This is a genomic window from Novipirellula artificiosorum, assembly GCF_007860135.1.
In the GTDB taxonomy this organism is placed as follows: Bacteria; Planctomycetota; Planctomycetia; order Pirellulales; family Pirellulaceae; genus Novipirellula_A; species Novipirellula_A artificiosorum.
Genome location: NZ_SJPV01000033.1, coordinates 9209 through 23898 on the forward strand (window position 1 = coordinate 9209; position 14690 = coordinate 23898).

Genomic DNA, 14690 nt, shown 5'->3' on the forward strand with positions numbered 1-14690 from the left:
CAAAGACTGCCTGATGGAATGAACAAGTCGCGGCTTCTGCGTGCAATTGATCGATCCAGCAAAGCGATTCCACTGACACGAATTCTCCAAACCATCGGGCTTTCGTCATCCCGTTATCATGCATGGCGAAATCGGATGCCTTGCGAGCTGACCGATTATTCATCGTGTCCCAAAAGCCACCCGACACAAACAAGCGTCAACGGAAATCGCAACCATCCGAGAGATGGCAACGTCGGACGACTACCGAGACGTTCCAACAAGTACACTGTCTCGATTGGCCCAACGATTGGGCAAGGTCTATGCATCAACCAGCACTTGGTACCGGCTCATGCGCCAGTACAATTGGCGTCGTCCTCGGAAACGAGTGCATCCGCCAAAGCCGAAGATTGGAATCCGAGCCGCATCGCCGAACGAGCTTTGGCACATTGATGCGACTTTGATTCGATTGCTTGACGGAAGCAAGATCTACCTACATGCCGACTGACGGTCAAGTTGAGCACGGCTGCCCGCAGTTTTCCCGAGATCCGCCCTCCGCGCCGAGAACTCGAACAAAAAGTCCAGATTGTTTCGACAAACAGCAGGGCCAATCCTCACGGGTCGCAATGCGTTTCAGCACTTTATTCAACCTACGAGTTTAGGTTTCTTTGTTTTTTTTGGTTTCGTAGACACGACACTGAACTGCACTCCCGCGTCCTTTTGCAAGAACCGAGTAACACTGAACAGATTCTTGACGTTTGGATTCCCGCAGCTACTTAGCATTCGCATGAGACTCTTCGGGTCCTTGTCGACCGCCTTGCCGACACGCTCAAAGCCGACAGTAGCATTGATGTAGTCACGGAGCATTACCTTCGCTACATCAACATCCCCGCATACGATTGCTTCCAATGCCTCAGTCAAAAGCTCATCGCGAAACTCAGGATCTCGATCGGCACGATCTTTGACGGTCTCTTTAAAATCTCGAGTTAATGCCATTATCTGTTCCTCCTCGGTTTCTTCTTTAACTGCGGCTTCGACTTGACCGACACGGCTGCCTTCTTAATCTTCGCCTTCCGATGCTTGTAATCCTTCCAGTATTGCTTGGCCTGGTCGATATCCGACTGCTGCTGGGATTTCGTTCCTCCACAAAAAAGCAGAACGAAGTCCTCACCATCTTTCGCATAGTAAAAACGGTAGCCCTTTTCGAAATTTATGCGACGTTACCAGACGCCGCCCCCTACCGATTTGTGATCGCCGAAGTTGCCTAATTCCATCCTCGTGGCAGCCGAAGTCACCTTCGCCGCAGCCTTTGCCCCGAGTGAATCAAACCACTCTGCGAAAGGCACTCTGCCGCCTTCGGTCTCGTATTGCGTTACTTTGGCCATCACTACATGGTAACACCTATGTTACCGTCGTCAAGTCTGCTTGAGAAAATTGAGCACGATATTCCAATTTATAGCTTCGTCCGGTCAAAAAGCTCAGCCGACCATTAGAGACCGCGAAAACTGGTCTTTCAAGCAATAGACATCGACGGATCTCGGCCGAACTGGCGTCTGCAGTTTCGTCGGTAATCTTCCCGCAACCATCCTCACCGGAACGGCTACAAACTCTGATCGCTCAGAAGCTTGTCAATGCTGGTTTACATTTCGTCTCGCACCAATGATCGTCTCGGGGTTGCCAGACTACCGAGACGCCGATGAAGTTCGTTCTGCAACCGTGGCAGTTGATGCTGATCATTCTCGCCAGTTGGATCAATCGACAACAACAAGAAGTCATTGAATACCTTCGCACCGAAAATACAGTTCTCAAAGAGAATTTTGGCAAGAAGCGAATCCTGCTGACCGATGATCAGCGACGTCGATTAGCTGTCAAAGGCAAAATTCTTGGACGCAAAACACTCGAGCAGTTTGGGACTCTGTTCACGCCGGATACGATCCTGCGATGGCATCGACAATTGGTTGCCAATAAGTGGGACTACTCCGATCGCAAAGAGAAGAGATATGGCCGGCCAAGGGTGCGCCAAGTGGTCGTTGATTTGACCGTGAAGCTTGCGAAAGAGAATCCGACCTGGGGCTACGATCGTATCAGCAGTGCGTTGTCGAACGTCGGCTACTACATCTGCGACTCCACCATTGGCAACATCCTTAAGGCCCACGGCATTGAGCCAGCACCAGAACGCAAGTACACAGGATCATGGGAGACGTTTTCGAAGGCGCACTGGGACGTGATGGCTTCGATCGACTTCACCACCGTGGAAGTCTGGACCAGGGCGGACTTAGCACTTTCTATCTGCTCTTTGTCATGGAGCTGAGAACGCGCCGCGTCAACTTCGCAGGCTGCACCACCAATCCGAACGAAGCGTGGATGAAAATGATTGCCCGTGAACTGACCAATTACGAGGATGGCTTTCTCAAAGACAAGAAGTACTTGATCATGGACCGCGTTGTCGTCTACGTTGGATCCAATCTCGATCCAAAATCGGGCCTCAGTTGACGACGCTACCTCGGAATTCATCGGCCAAAGTGTTCGTTCGAATTTTTTGACCTCACGACACTCAATTTCGACCGAGAATCTCCCTCAATCGACCCGCGCAACTGCGGATTTCATGCGCCAAAACGTTCGTTCCAATTTCTTGACCCCACTCGCTCGAAAATCCAAAACCGGGCCGCTCGCAGCACCGGTCGGTCGAGATTTGGTCGTGCGCACCGGCGACTCGCGTTTCAAAACGCGGTGCCGGTGCGTGGTACGAATAAATTGAACGTACGAGGTTTAACCAACGAAGATCGTGAAGGACAGAGTGCCTGCCATGGTATCGCCGTTGTTACTTATCGTACCCAGTTGATCGGCTCGCGTGGAAACAATCTCATAGTCGACAAACGCCGATTCTAATGTTTGCAGTTCGCTACCTCGGAAGACGGGACGACGGAGTGTCGTATCTGTCGTATCTGTCGTAACGCCGCCTATCTCGCGAGCCCGCAGTCCATCAATGCCGCCCATGTAGTTATAGAACACCTCGTAGGTACTCGGCGAGTCCAACCCAAGTGCCACTAAGGGCCCAATGTTATTGTCGTTTCGGCCACCCGCATCCAATTCGGCCAGAATCCCTTCGACGCTGAACACCTGATCGGCGCTCATCCAGAAAGTGATGGACCGCTGTGCGGTGGATAAGTACCGCGCCAGATTGAGCGTTTGTTTGTCGGCAGAGACGTTGCCGTCGAAGGCAATTCCGCGAGAGAACGGGTTGTTTTGCAGCAATTGAGGGGTTTCGCCTGGGTTGGGTGATGGCAATAGTGGTTCCACTTGTTGATCATTCAGCGCCAGCTCAAAGGTGAAGGGTTCATCACCGAGCAAGATCGAATCATGAACGACGGAAGTGAAATTCTGACTGAGACCGGCGATTCCCGTGCCTGGAAGTCGTACGCCGAAGTCGAAGGCGAAGTCGCCACCCGTGTCGCCCGGATCCCAGTCACCATCGTGCGTAACCTGAACGGAATTGAACAAGACGGTGACGCGGAAAAGATCGACCTCGAGCTTGAGGGGATTGGTGCCACCGGTGAGTTCTTGTCCGTCGTCCAACTGGTCGCCGTCGGTGTTGCCATTGTTGGGGTCGGTGCGGTAGACGCCGCTAAACTCATCGCCATCGACCACACCATCGAAGTCAGAGTCGGCAAATAGCGGGTCACTATAGACACGATAAGGGGTCTTGCCTTCCGTCCGCACGACCCAGCGAGTGAGTTCGATGTCGACCAACTCCGCCTCGGCGCCATCCGAGCGTTTATCGTTGTCTGTATCGGCGTCGAGCGGATTCGTCTTAATGATGCCCAGATCGTTCCCGCCTACTTTATGGCCGAGTGAATAGCCGAAGTACTCGACGCGATCTTCAATCCCGTCGCGGTCGCTGTCGACCGAAGTGGGGTCGGTACCGGCGAAGAATTCCTCGTAGTCGGTCAGTCCATCACCGTCGCTGTCGACCGCGTCGGTACGCGACTGCTTGGGCACATCCACAGCAAGTTGGATGTCGGTAACCGCACTCGTGAGGTCGAGAGCGCCCCGGATGGTTCCCCCGGCGGCGTCAGTCGCCGAAATGTAGATCGCAAATTGCACTTTGCTTGGATCGGGCTGATCCGTGAGCTTGCCCAGGAAGTAGGGGGTGCCCGCCGTCAGGCCGCCGCCGGTTGCACGTACCAGTGCGAATCGTTGGATATTGGGGGCGCTCGCTGCATCGAACTTCAGCACGTCGCCATCAATGTGGGTGGACACGGGCGCGACATGCGCTCCGAACCCAGGTGCATACGCCCCTTGCTCGTAAGGCGTGGTGCTGACCCCGAAGGCATAGACCGCCCAGCCTAACTCCTCGACAGGATCGGGTAGTCCGTCGCCGTCGTCGTCGGTATCTGCGCCACTTGTGGGGTCGAGGCCAAGTATGCGCTCGAAACCATCCGAGAACGTGTCGCTGTCGGTGAAGGGAGTGTTCGGGTTGGTGGACACAAAGAATGGCGCTGCGCCGGTGATGGGCGTGATCTTGAAGCCAATGATCTCAGTGGCGTCGTTAATGCCGTCGCCATCGGTATCCTTTCGGCTCGGATCAAGGACGTAGTCGGGCGTTCCGCTCTGGCTGGCCAATTGAAAGACCTCGAACCGATCGCGGAGTCCGTCGGCACCCCCGGCATTCCTATCGTCCCAACCCGCAGGCGCGGCGAAAAGGTCGGAGCCTTCGTATTCGAAGCGATCCTCAGTCCCATCAGCATCACTATCCGCAGCAGGCTTGGGTACGTCGAAGTTGGAGTCCGCGCGGTTGGGTGACGAATACACCCGATAGCTACGTTGCGGAGTACTGACCGTCCAGCCGAAAATCGCCTCAAACCGATCGTCGAGCCCGTCGCCGTCGGTGTCACGTCCCTTCGCGGTAGGACTGAAGATACCGGCCGTGATACTTCCGGTAAGGTCGAACCTACCCGTGGTGACGTCGCTACCCGAGGTGGCGTTGAACGCCGAGTCATAGAAGCTGTAGGAACCGCCACCTAAATTGCGGACGACGTAGTTAGTGCCGGCTGTCAGTCCACCGCCGGTATTCGTCACTTGGACGATGGATCCCGTTGGGAATTTCGGGTCCTTGGAGAAAGTGATCAGCTCGGTGGTTGTGTTCGTCGAGGTCGGTTTAACCGCGGCAAAAATGCCAGCTGTGATCTTTCTGGTGAGATCGATCCGGCCGACGTTCGAACTCATTGTCGCAGCGTTCGCGGCGGTGTCAAAGAAGCTGTAGGAACCGCGTCCGAGATTGCGGACATAGTAATTGGTGCTGGCGGTCAAGCCGCCGCCAGTCGCGGTCACCCGGACGATGGCCCCGGTGACAAGATCGGGGTCGGTGCTGTAGGTGACCGTCTCATCAGTGGCGAAATCCGTCGTTCCGGGTACTTCGGCTCCGCGCGGCATTGGACTATCGCTGGTCCGCAGGAAGAACTCGACGTCGGCAGACAGCCCGTCCTTGTCCAGATCCTGAACAAAGTTGAGGCTGACGGGCGAATCGGTCTTGAGGATCAGGTCCGAAAGATCACTCACTTGGTCGATGCCCAAGGGCGTGAGAATCTCCCAGTACTTCTGGTTGATGGCGTCGTTGGAGACGCCGCGGATGCGGAAGATCTTTTCTCGACCGTCGTTGTCAACGAAGGTGGAGTAACTCTCGAGTATTTGCTCATCGGAAAGGCTATTGGTCGGTGTGGCACTCTCGTCGTATTGCGTCAGGCCGACGGCGGCCAGCGCCTCGAACAGGGTGATGCCGACTTCTTTGCCGGCCCCATCAAAGATGGCGCGGTTATCGGCATTATCGATCACGCCATCGAAATTAGTATCGATCACATCGCCAGCACTGGTGGCGACGCGAAAAATCTCCGTCTCATCACCCGGTTGAAGTTCGTCGAAGGCCTCGCCGCTCAGCAGGGCTCGGAGACTGCTTGCGCCGCCGTAGTCGATAACCATGCGCGCGGTTCGCTCCACGATCTCCTGGCTGGTAAAGGCGAAGTTGCGGCCACTCTCGTCAATGATGTCGTAATTCGAGATGCGGAAGACCAAGCCACTGGAGTTGGCCATGAGGCTCTCGACGAGGCTCGGGATAATCGTCGAGTTCGAGAAGATGAACGGACCCCTGTCCTTCGACAACGCACCCAGCGTGAAGCCTTCCTCCGGCTCGCTGTCGGGCAATAAAGTTGCGACAGGTGTGAGCTTGCTGTGATCTTGCGGATCCTGAATAAAGGCCGTCACCTGCAGGTTCTTCACACGGTAGGCGAGATTGCTCAGGTTTCGCAGGTCGATAGTGACCTGCATCAAGGCGCCTTCGACATTGCGTTCCAGGCTGAAACCGCGCGTGACCTCCTTGTCGGTGCTGAGCGAACTTTCATAGGACTGTTGCATCTCAGTCGCCGATTCCGACGACTGCTCAAAGGTATAGCCGACGGATCCGCCCGCAGTCACGCTAAAAAACCCTGCCGAGCCAGCGCCGTCTCCGACTCCCGCTGTTGCCTCTAGATGCGCTTCAAGATTCACTGTATCCGATCGCGAGAACGACTGGCTTGAGCCTCTCGACAGCGAGGCCGCTACAGATTTGGTCTCCAGGTCGCGGCGCTGTTGGTCGCTGGTCTCCGAGAACCGGACGTCGAGTTGCAGGTTGACTTCGCCCACAGAAATCTCGGGCCGAGGCAGGTCGGAGACGCGTGGATTCCGATTGGCGAAGATCTCGTAGTCGTCCGTCAGCTGGTCGCCGTCGGTGTCGGCGAGGTAGGGTGAGGTCTTGAAGAAGGTGAACTCCAGGAAGTCGTCCAGCGAGTCGCCGTCGCTGTCTTGGTTGGTCGGGTCGGTATAGATTTCATTGAACTCGACCCAATCGTCCAACTGGTCGCCGTCGGTGTCGGCCGATCGTGGGTCGGTGCCGATGTTCAATTCCTGTGCATCCCACAACCCGTCGCCGTCGGCGTCGGGATTGTTTGGATCGCTGGTTACCTGACGCGTGACTGTTGTCCCATTGAGTAGAGTGACTGTCACGCTCCAACCGCGCACCTCGACGTTGTCGGACAATCCGTCACCGTCAGTGTCCACGATCTGCGTGCCGCTCGGCGGAGTTCCGGGGAACAATGCCGTCGATGGGTCGATTCGCTGCTGACCGGCAATGACCGCTGGAGCAAGCGCGTTACCGGTTTGGTCAGTGACGTTCACGGCTGTAATCGAATACGTCAACTCATTTTGCGAACCAGTCGTCAACAACACCGAGCGATGATCGCTCGAGTAGAAGACGGCACCAAGAATCGGCACAAAGCCTGCTTCCGAGTTCACGTTCTGTTGAACGATGAAGTAGTGTGATGTGTTCAGAGCGTTGTCATCCATCGGCTCGCTGAAAGCGACCAAGACACTGGTGTTACTCAGCGAGGCAGCACCCGCCAAGCGCGGCGGGCCATCGACGGGAACAGAGTTTCCGCCGGTCGTCCCCGGACCAGGGAACGAGTTAACGCTCGAGGATGCCGGGATGGTCGTCGCGCCACCACTGGTATCCGTCGCGTTGATCGACACAACGGTATAAGTCTCGTTGCTTGCCTGCGGTCCGGTGGTCAACTGCACCAGGCGACGTTCGGTTCCGATGAACTGCACGTTATAGATTGGTAACTGCGCACCGGTCGAGTCTTTGATGATGTAGAGAGAGGGCTGCAACGCGTCGTCAGACATCGGCACGTTAAAGACCACCTGGATCGTCGTCGGGTCGGTGGACGTGATTCCGACTAACGTCGCTGAGCTGCCGACACCTTGAAATTCCTGTTGGACGATTGCCAGTGGCGCTCCCGTCGAATCGGACAGGGCATTGGTCGTCGCGATCCGATATTGTGAGTCCGATTGATTGGGCGTCGTGAGCGAAACGACGGTCCTTTGGTCGCCGACAAATGTCGCCGAATTGATAGCCAGGCTGCCGACAACGTTCCCCAGAGCGTCCAGCTTGTCAATTTGGTAGCTCGACGGCGCGAGGGCACTGTCACCTACTGGGCCGCTGAAAACAAGGACAAGATGCGTCGCATCGGATGGGGTCGCTTTGCTGAGCGTCGGAGCGGGTGCACCTTCGAATTGGCCAGCTGTGCCCGGCGGATCAACTGAACTGCCGCCCAAATCGGTCGCTGCGATGGATTCAATGGTGTAGATGCCGGCCACCTGCGGGCCGGTCGTCAACTGCACCAAGAGTCGATCCGTGCCAACAAATTGCGAGTTAGTGACAGGCAAGGTTGCGCCCGTGGAGTCTTTGATGACGTAGGACGCCGGCGTTAAAGCATCGTCGGACATCGGCACATTGAAGGTGACGAGCATCGATGTCGGACCAGTCGATGTAACATTGGTCACCTTCGGCACGCTTCCGAGCCCCCGGAATTCCGAGGCGACGACTGCTAGCGGCGAGCCAGAAATATCGGACAAGCCACTCGTGGTCGTGATTCGGTAGCGAGCGTCGGATTGATGGGGTGTGGTGAGCGAGACGACTGTTCGCTGGCTACCCACGAATGCAATTTCGCTGATCGGTAGGGTGTTAGTAACATTGCCTTGGGAGTCAAGTTTTTCGAGCTTGTAACTCGATGGAGCCAATCCGCTGTCGCTGAGCGGGCTGCCAAACGTCAAAAAGACGTGCGTGCTGTCAGGCGGTATCGCCGCGACCAGGGAAGGCGCAGGAACGCCCACGAAAACACCGGCCGGTCCAGGGGCTGTGACAGGGTTGCCGTTGGTGTCGGTGGCCGTGATGGACTGGATCGTGTAGATCCCGGTTGCTTGCGGTCCCGTGACCAACTGGACGAGGCGTCTCTCAGTGCCGACAAACTTGGCATCCAGAACCGACAATTCGACTCCGGCTGAGTTCTTAACCACGTAAGAGGCCGGCGTCAACGCGTCGTCGGACATCGATTGGCTGTAGCTCAGCAGGATCGAGTTGGGCCCGGAGGGCGTTGCCGTGACCAGTTCGGTAAAGCCAGCGATGCCGTGAAAGTTCCCCGTATTCGTATGCAATCCGTCGTTCTGCAGGTCGGTGACGACCGACACGGTCAGCTTGTAGGGCGTGTTGGACTGAGTCGCGGTTGTCAGTACGACGACCATCCCAAGTGGGCCATCGAACTGGGCATCGGTGACCAGCAGAGCTTCGCCGCTTGCATTCCGGATGTCGTAGTGTTGAGGAGCCAAGGCGTTGTCAGCCATCGGTTCGTTGAACACGACAACCACGTGACGAGGCGAAGTGGCCGCGACGCTGACCACAGCCCCCTTGGGGTTACCGGTGAGCTTGCGGCCCTCGAATAAGACGATCTGTCCGGTGGTGTCCGCGACGTTTTGGACATTGACGGTGTAGCCCGTGCTGCTGGATTGTGGCGCCGTTTGCAACTGCACCACGCTCTCGCCCTCACCGAACTGAGCGCCGAGCACTGCGATAGGCTGGCCGTCGTCTCCCATGACCTCATAATTCTCAGGGTCGATCGCGTTGGCGCCCATCGGCCGGTTGAAGGTTGCGAGGATCGTCGTCTCATTAACCGGGATAACGTCGATAACACGTGGCTGAGTGGTTTCCGCTGCACCAGAGTTCCTTCCGATGTAGTTGATCACGGTCAACGCATCCAAGGTGGTGACCAAGTTGTCGCCTGTCGTGTCGTAGTAGGCGATGGGCTTCACGCCCGGAGCCAGTTCGGGAAGTTGCGAATTGCCACTGGAATTGAGCTTGTTGATGACGATGATTGCATCTAAGGAAGTGACACGCAAGTCGTCATTGACGTCCGTCGCGATGAAATTGTTATGCCAGTCGCCAGCCAACAGACGGCGATCTTCCAATGGTTCGAAGAGCCTTCGGCGAACCGACGACCTGCGTCGTTGTTTCAGGGTGGTCTTGCGATGAACGCGGCGAAGTGATGCGGATGTGAGCCAGGATTTAACAGACATGGGCATGGATTCTTGGGAGGTTAAAAGGGGGCGTCCCGACGTGGATCTGAAATGACTTCACGGAACATATCTGCAATCGCACGGGCAGTGGTGATGCTTAGTTCATAAATGTCCCTAATGTCATGGAACCTTCCGCTGCAGTCTCTCGATGGGATTCGAGACACCAATATGGGGTGTGGCCAATTGACTCAGTCGAGCATTAAACACAGCAAAAAGCGGGGATTACCCTCCCCGTACACAACTCAATTGCGGCAATGTCTCTGTTTCGTGAAATGCCGTAAGTATCTTCCGAGTTCACGCTGGCCAAGGTGAGCCTCAAAGCAGATTTGCAATTGACTTCCGGCTCGCTACTTGAAACCTAACCGGACGGTTTGTCTCTCCAACGGTTCCGCACCGGTGGAGACGGTTTTTTCAACCAAGAGAGGAGCATCGATGGTCTGGAAAACCCGATTAGCATGGGTGTGCATTGCCGTGATTTTTTGGCCGTATTGCTGGTCGGCGTCGACCGGCCAAGAAGCGGCGTCCAAGCTGTTTCCGTTCGTTGTGCCAGTGGACGACGTGTCCGGCGGGGTGACTGACATGTCGTTTCTGAACGATCGACCCGCAGACCCATGATGACGCAGCTTTCCGACATACAGCACGTTGGTCAAAAGAGCATGCACGGAACACTTGTCGAACGGCCGCCCGCCTTTGTGGCGTCCCTTTCATTTCGTTGCCTTGGCGGCGTCGAACGGATCAGCGACTCGCCGGCCACGACCGTCGCCCGCAAGATCGCTCGCTCGCTCAAGCCGCCTTCGGCATCGGCTTGCAGCCTCCACGCGACACGTCGATGCACATAGCCTCGATTGTGCGATCGGCATTTTTCGCCGAACAGCTTTTCGTACTTCGCAACGAGTTGTCCGATGGTCAGGTCGGACAACTCTGCGATTTGCAGTTTCGTTTTAGGACTCATCGTTGGCCTCCGTCGCATTGGCGTTCTTCGTTTCGGTTTCCATTGCCTTCGTGTCCAGCGTCGCTTTGACAACCTTCTCTTTGTTTCGCCGGATCGCTTCGACGATCAGCGTCGCGATCTTGGCACGTTGTTCTTCGCACAATGTTCGTATCCTCCGTCTCGTGTCGAGAACCGGTCTCGACCGAGCACGCTGCTCGATCGTTTTGACCAGTCACAGAGAGCAAGGAAACCGAACTGAACTCAAGCCGATCGGGTAGAGAGTCCGAGTCGATTTCGGAACTTTTTCGTTCCTGCCGCCACCTGAGTGCCGCTTTCCCCAACAACGCCCCCACACGCTGTATCTGATCCGCCTCATCAATCGTCACTAGCGTCATCCGCACCTCCAAAATCAAGAAACCAAAAAACACCGAGCCAAACCCAGCCCAGCCCCCTCAGGGTTACTTATGCAAACCGCGCGAGCAAAATCGTGTAAAGTGAAAACTCAATCGAAGAAATTTCAAATTACAAAAACGTGTGTATGGATCCGTTCGAGCAAATTTGGGAATCATCGCGAATCAACGACTACTCGTGGGGTTACCCCGCAGTCGTGTGGGCGGGTGTCGGCGTGCTCGTTGCGTTGTCGCTGATCCGGCACAATGCGTTTCGTCGGATTCTGAAGGTCGTCGCGATCTTCGGTCTGGCGATGATGGCGACACAGTGGTCGGCTTCCGAGATCCAAGAGAAGTGGCGGATCCGCCGCGAGTGGGCGGATACGCATCCGGCCGAGATGACTGAGCAAGGCTACGAAGCCCTGACCGTCGACGGAGCCAATCTCACGCTCGGTCCACTGATCTACGGCTTCCGATCCGGCCTGATTTTCATCGGGGTCGCAGCGGCGCTATTTGTGTTCCGAGTCGCGGTCCGCAAACGCCCCGTCAAAACACCCGACGAAGCCACGCCAGAAATCAAAACCAAAGTCACAACGGATCTCCCCTTCTCGGACAATCCGTATCACCCGCCAGCGGATTCCGGGTAGTTCGTGGCACCGGAACGGCCGAAAACTGGAGACTCTCTAAAACTCAGGAATTCACCTTAGCCGGAGGTCGTAGAGACAGAGAGTGCCGAGAGTTTTGACCCAAATTGCATCCCGTCGCGGGCGAACCAACCCGACGGAGACTCTCCACCGGGCGAAAATCAGAGACCCCAGCACCGTCACCGAATCGCGATTGCCCCAGCAAAAGAGGCGGTAAAACACGAAAAAAGGCCGGCGACTGTGTAAAACACAATCGCCGGCCAATTCGTTTACCCGGCAGTCAGAGGAGTTTGACTGGGGTTTGTTAAGTTGAGTGGGCCAGACGGTTTACGCAACAATTGCAAAGAGTGTACCAAAAGAGAGCGGGTGATGGGGACGTGAAAAACTATTTCTCTCTCGGGCGATGACGTCTGATAAGTACTCATTTCGCTGCGTTCGTTTTCGCTGATATTTTTCATGCCGATCGGCATTGTCTTTCGTGGTGACCACGAATCAAACCAGCATGAAGTTTCTATTATGTTGGGACATCGTCAAATCAGATTGCATATGTAGCCCATAATTTTGAGTGGGCCAGAGGTTTTACGGAATGCTTTTCGGTGACTCTCTGTACTGGGTTATGAGCATTAGCGAATAACCCAGCCGAAAAGTGCGCGCAACATGCCGCTGGGTTATGGGCGGCGCGACTTTTTGCCTACGTTCGCTCCTGAAGTCGCCGCTGGAGATCTGCTTCAATCGTCGCATGCTCGTACATTGAATGCCTCACCACAGCAGCCACCCAACATCAAAACAACTGAGCACCTCGGTGGATTGCCACTATCGTACTGGCGAGCGGCTTAGCTCGTCCCGTTCTCACTCGCTCGCACCACTCCGATTTCAAAACAATCGGTTTGATGTCTGCTGCGCGATGCGACCGTTTTGACGCGATTTTTCAACGGCACCGCTGAATTTGAGCTCGATCTCGATCCAGAATTCAACCTTATATGGCAAACCAACCTCGGATTTCACCGACCTAAAAGCTTGTTCGACTTTTTTTGGCCACACGCGCTCATCCGCGTGACAACAAGCATGTTCTTGCTCGCACGAACCAATCCTTGTCGGTGCTTGCGACGGGAATCATCGTCTCGCGGAAGTTCGTGCATTTCGGCGCTAGCGTTTGTCTTTTCGCATAAAGAATCCATGTAAGTCCGAGGTTTGATGGGTGGGAGTCATTCGTAATTAAACTGGCGACTCGGACCCGTGATCTGGGCAGCGTGCGGCTGCTTGTCACATTCGCTCCACCCACCAAACACAAGGATACTTCAATATGAAAATTCTCGCTCTTGATCTCGGCAAATTCAATACGATGTGCTGCTTCTTTGACACCAAAACCCGAAAATCACGCTTTCTTACTACCCCCACCGAGCGGCAACACATCGCTAGCGTCTTGAAGAACGCCAAGGTGGACCTCGTCGTCATGGAAGCTTGCGGACCCTCAGGCTGGATTAACGACTTGGCTCAATCGCTCGACCACGCCACGCTCGTCTGCTCGACCAATGAGGAGGCTTGGCAATGGGCCAAAGTCAAACGCAAAACCGATAAAGACGACGCCCTCAAACTCGCTCGATTGGCCGCCATGCGAGAACTCAAACCGGTCCACATGCCCTCGCAAACGCACCGCGAGTTCCGCTCGCTGGTCAAGTATCGCAAAACGCTCGACCGCCGAATCAACAAAACCAAGAACACCATCCGCGCCTGGTTCGTCAACCAGGGCATCACCATCGACTCCGGTGACAAAGCCTGGCACACAGGACGCGAGCACATCAACTCATTCCGCAAACCAATCCAAGACTGTGGACCCGACGAACTTTGGAAAGGGGAACTCGACATCGAGCTGACGATTCTCGATTCTCTCACGCAGCAGATTGACACCGTGGTCAAGAAACTCGAAGCGATTGGCAAAACCGAACCACGGATTGTACGTCTGATGACGATTCCCGGTGTCGGACCTCGAACGGCTGAGATCCTGGTAGCCTGCCTCGACGATCCGCATCGCTTTGAAACGAGTCGTCAAGTTTCGGCGTATTTCGGCCTGGTGCCAAGGCAATATCAATCCGGTGAGACCGATCGCAACGGCCGCATTACCAAGCGAGGCAACCCACTGGCACGCACCATCCTGGTCGAGTGTGCATGGGCATCGCTGCGTTACAACCCGTGGGCCAAGGGCGTTTACGAACGGATCTGTGGCAAACAAAAGACACGCAAGAAGAAAGCGGGAATCGCACTAGCACGCAAGATCGCCGTGATTAGCTGGGCAATGCTGCGGGACGAGAAAGACTGGGAACCAAAGCGAATGATCGAGGTCACGGAGTCGTATGGCCGAATGTCTCCGGCACTGAAGGAGACGCTTCAAACGATGAAACCGAAGGAGAATGCCGATCAACGCAAGAGCCGCCTTCGCAAAGAAGCCCGCGAGGCGAGAGCTGCAGCGGACCATCGTGCATCCGAGACGGATCGCAAGTCGTCAAAGACATCAACGATCAGCAAAAGCCGATCGACCAAGCAAGTAACAACCAGACGCAAAACGACCAAAACGACAGCGACGCGATCATCGCATGCTGCATCCAAACCACGGCGGGCAGGAAAGCTAGTACGCGTAACTGATGCAATGACATCGGCGTAACGAATCAGCCCTGCTCGCCTTTATAAACGCCTCGTTAACAAAATTGGTGGGCCAAGTCATGCTCCGGAAGTTTCCCGAGTTCATGGTATAGCACAGTTTCATAGACTTCGTCGGTTTTGAAGCCGTACGATTTTCTCAATGCCACTTTTGCTTTC

At 55.5% G+C, this 14690-nt stretch carries 11 protein-coding genes; 6 read left to right on the forward strand and 5 right to left on the reverse strand.

Annotation, left to right across the window (positions count from 1 at the left end):
* Positions 1 to 223: 223 nt before the first annotated feature.
* Positions 224 to 484 carry a hypothetical protein gene (locus Poly41_RS32860; protein ID WP_146531612.1) on the forward strand — a complete coding sequence of 87 codons (261 nt, stop codon included), beginning with the start codon at positions 224 to 226 and terminating at the stop codon, positions 482 to 484.
* Positions 485 to 621: 137 nt separating this feature from the next.
* On the opposite strand, the gene Poly41_RS32865 is transcribed toward Poly41_RS32860, so the two are convergent.
* Both Poly41_RS32865 and Poly41_RS34650 read right to left on the reverse strand, forming a co-directional pair.
* The gene (locus tag Poly41_RS32865) at positions 622 to 972 is read right to left on the reverse strand and encodes a helix-turn-helix domain-containing transcriptional regulator (protein WP_146531613.1); all 351 of its coding nucleotides are present in this window, start codon (positions 970 to 972) and stop codon (positions 622 to 624) included.
* 224 nt (positions 973 to 1196) lie between these two features.
* A complete protein-coding gene (locus Poly41_RS34650; RefSeq protein ID WP_197231964.1) occupies positions 1197 to 1361 on the reverse strand; it encodes a hypothetical protein in 165 nt (54 codons plus the stop codon).
* Between the two features lie 311 nt (positions 1362 to 1672).
* Here Poly41_RS34650 and Poly41_RS32875 point away from each other — a divergent pair, with 311 nt between their 5' ends.
* A complete protein-coding gene (locus Poly41_RS32875) occupies positions 1673 to 2287 on the forward strand; it encodes a hypothetical protein (protein ID WP_146531614.1) in 615 nt (204 codons plus the stop codon).
* Between the two features lie 53 nt (positions 2288 to 2340).
* Positions 2341 to 2469, forward strand: a complete 129-nt coding sequence (locus tag Poly41_RS35500; protein WP_261344936.1) for a hypothetical protein — start codon at positions 2341 to 2343, stop codon at positions 2467 to 2469.
* Positions 2470 to 2745: 276 nt separating this feature from the next.
* On the opposite strand, the gene Poly41_RS32880 is transcribed toward Poly41_RS35500, so the two are convergent.
* The gene (locus Poly41_RS32880; protein WP_146531615.1) at positions 2746 to 9912 is read right to left on the reverse strand and encodes a dockerin type I domain-containing protein; all 7167 of its coding nucleotides are present in this window, start codon (positions 9910 to 9912) and stop codon (positions 2746 to 2748) included.
* A 432-nt stretch (positions 9913 to 10344) separates the two neighbouring features.
* On the opposite strand from Poly41_RS32880, the gene Poly41_RS32885 reads away from it, so the two are divergent.
* On the forward strand, positions 10345 to 10527 hold the full coding sequence (locus Poly41_RS32885) for a hypothetical protein (RefSeq protein WP_146531616.1): 183 nt from the start codon (positions 10345 to 10347) through the stop codon (positions 10525 to 10527).
* Between the two features lie 31 nt (positions 10528 to 10558).
* Here Poly41_RS32885 and Poly41_RS32890 read toward each other — a convergent pair whose 3' ends face one another.
* Complete coding sequence (locus Poly41_RS32890; RefSeq protein WP_231616143.1) at positions 10559 to 10864, reverse strand: DUF2924 domain-containing protein; 306 nt, start codon at positions 10862 to 10864, stop codon at positions 10559 to 10561.
* The gene (locus Poly41_RS34655; RefSeq protein ID WP_197231965.1) at positions 10854 to 11006 is read right to left on the reverse strand and encodes a hypothetical protein; all 153 of its coding nucleotides are present in this window, start codon (positions 11004 to 11006) and stop codon (positions 10854 to 10856) included. Before Poly41_RS34655 ends, Poly41_RS32890 begins: the two co-directional genes overlap by 11 nt.
* A 375-nt stretch (positions 11007 to 11381) precedes the next feature.
* On the opposite strand from Poly41_RS34655, the gene Poly41_RS32895 reads away from it, so the two are divergent.
* Both Poly41_RS32895 and Poly41_RS32900 read left to right on the forward strand, forming a co-directional pair.
* Positions 11382 to 11879, forward strand: a complete 498-nt coding sequence (locus Poly41_RS32895; protein ID WP_146531618.1) for a hypothetical protein — start codon at positions 11382 to 11384, stop codon at positions 11877 to 11879.
* A gap of 1300 nt (positions 11880 to 13179) precedes the next feature.
* Positions 13180 to 14535, forward strand: a complete 1356-nt coding sequence (locus tag Poly41_RS32900; RefSeq protein ID WP_231616144.1) for an IS110 family RNA-guided transposase — start codon at positions 13180 to 13182, stop codon at positions 14533 to 14535.
* The last annotated feature ends 155 nt before the right edge of the window (positions 14536 to 14690 follow it).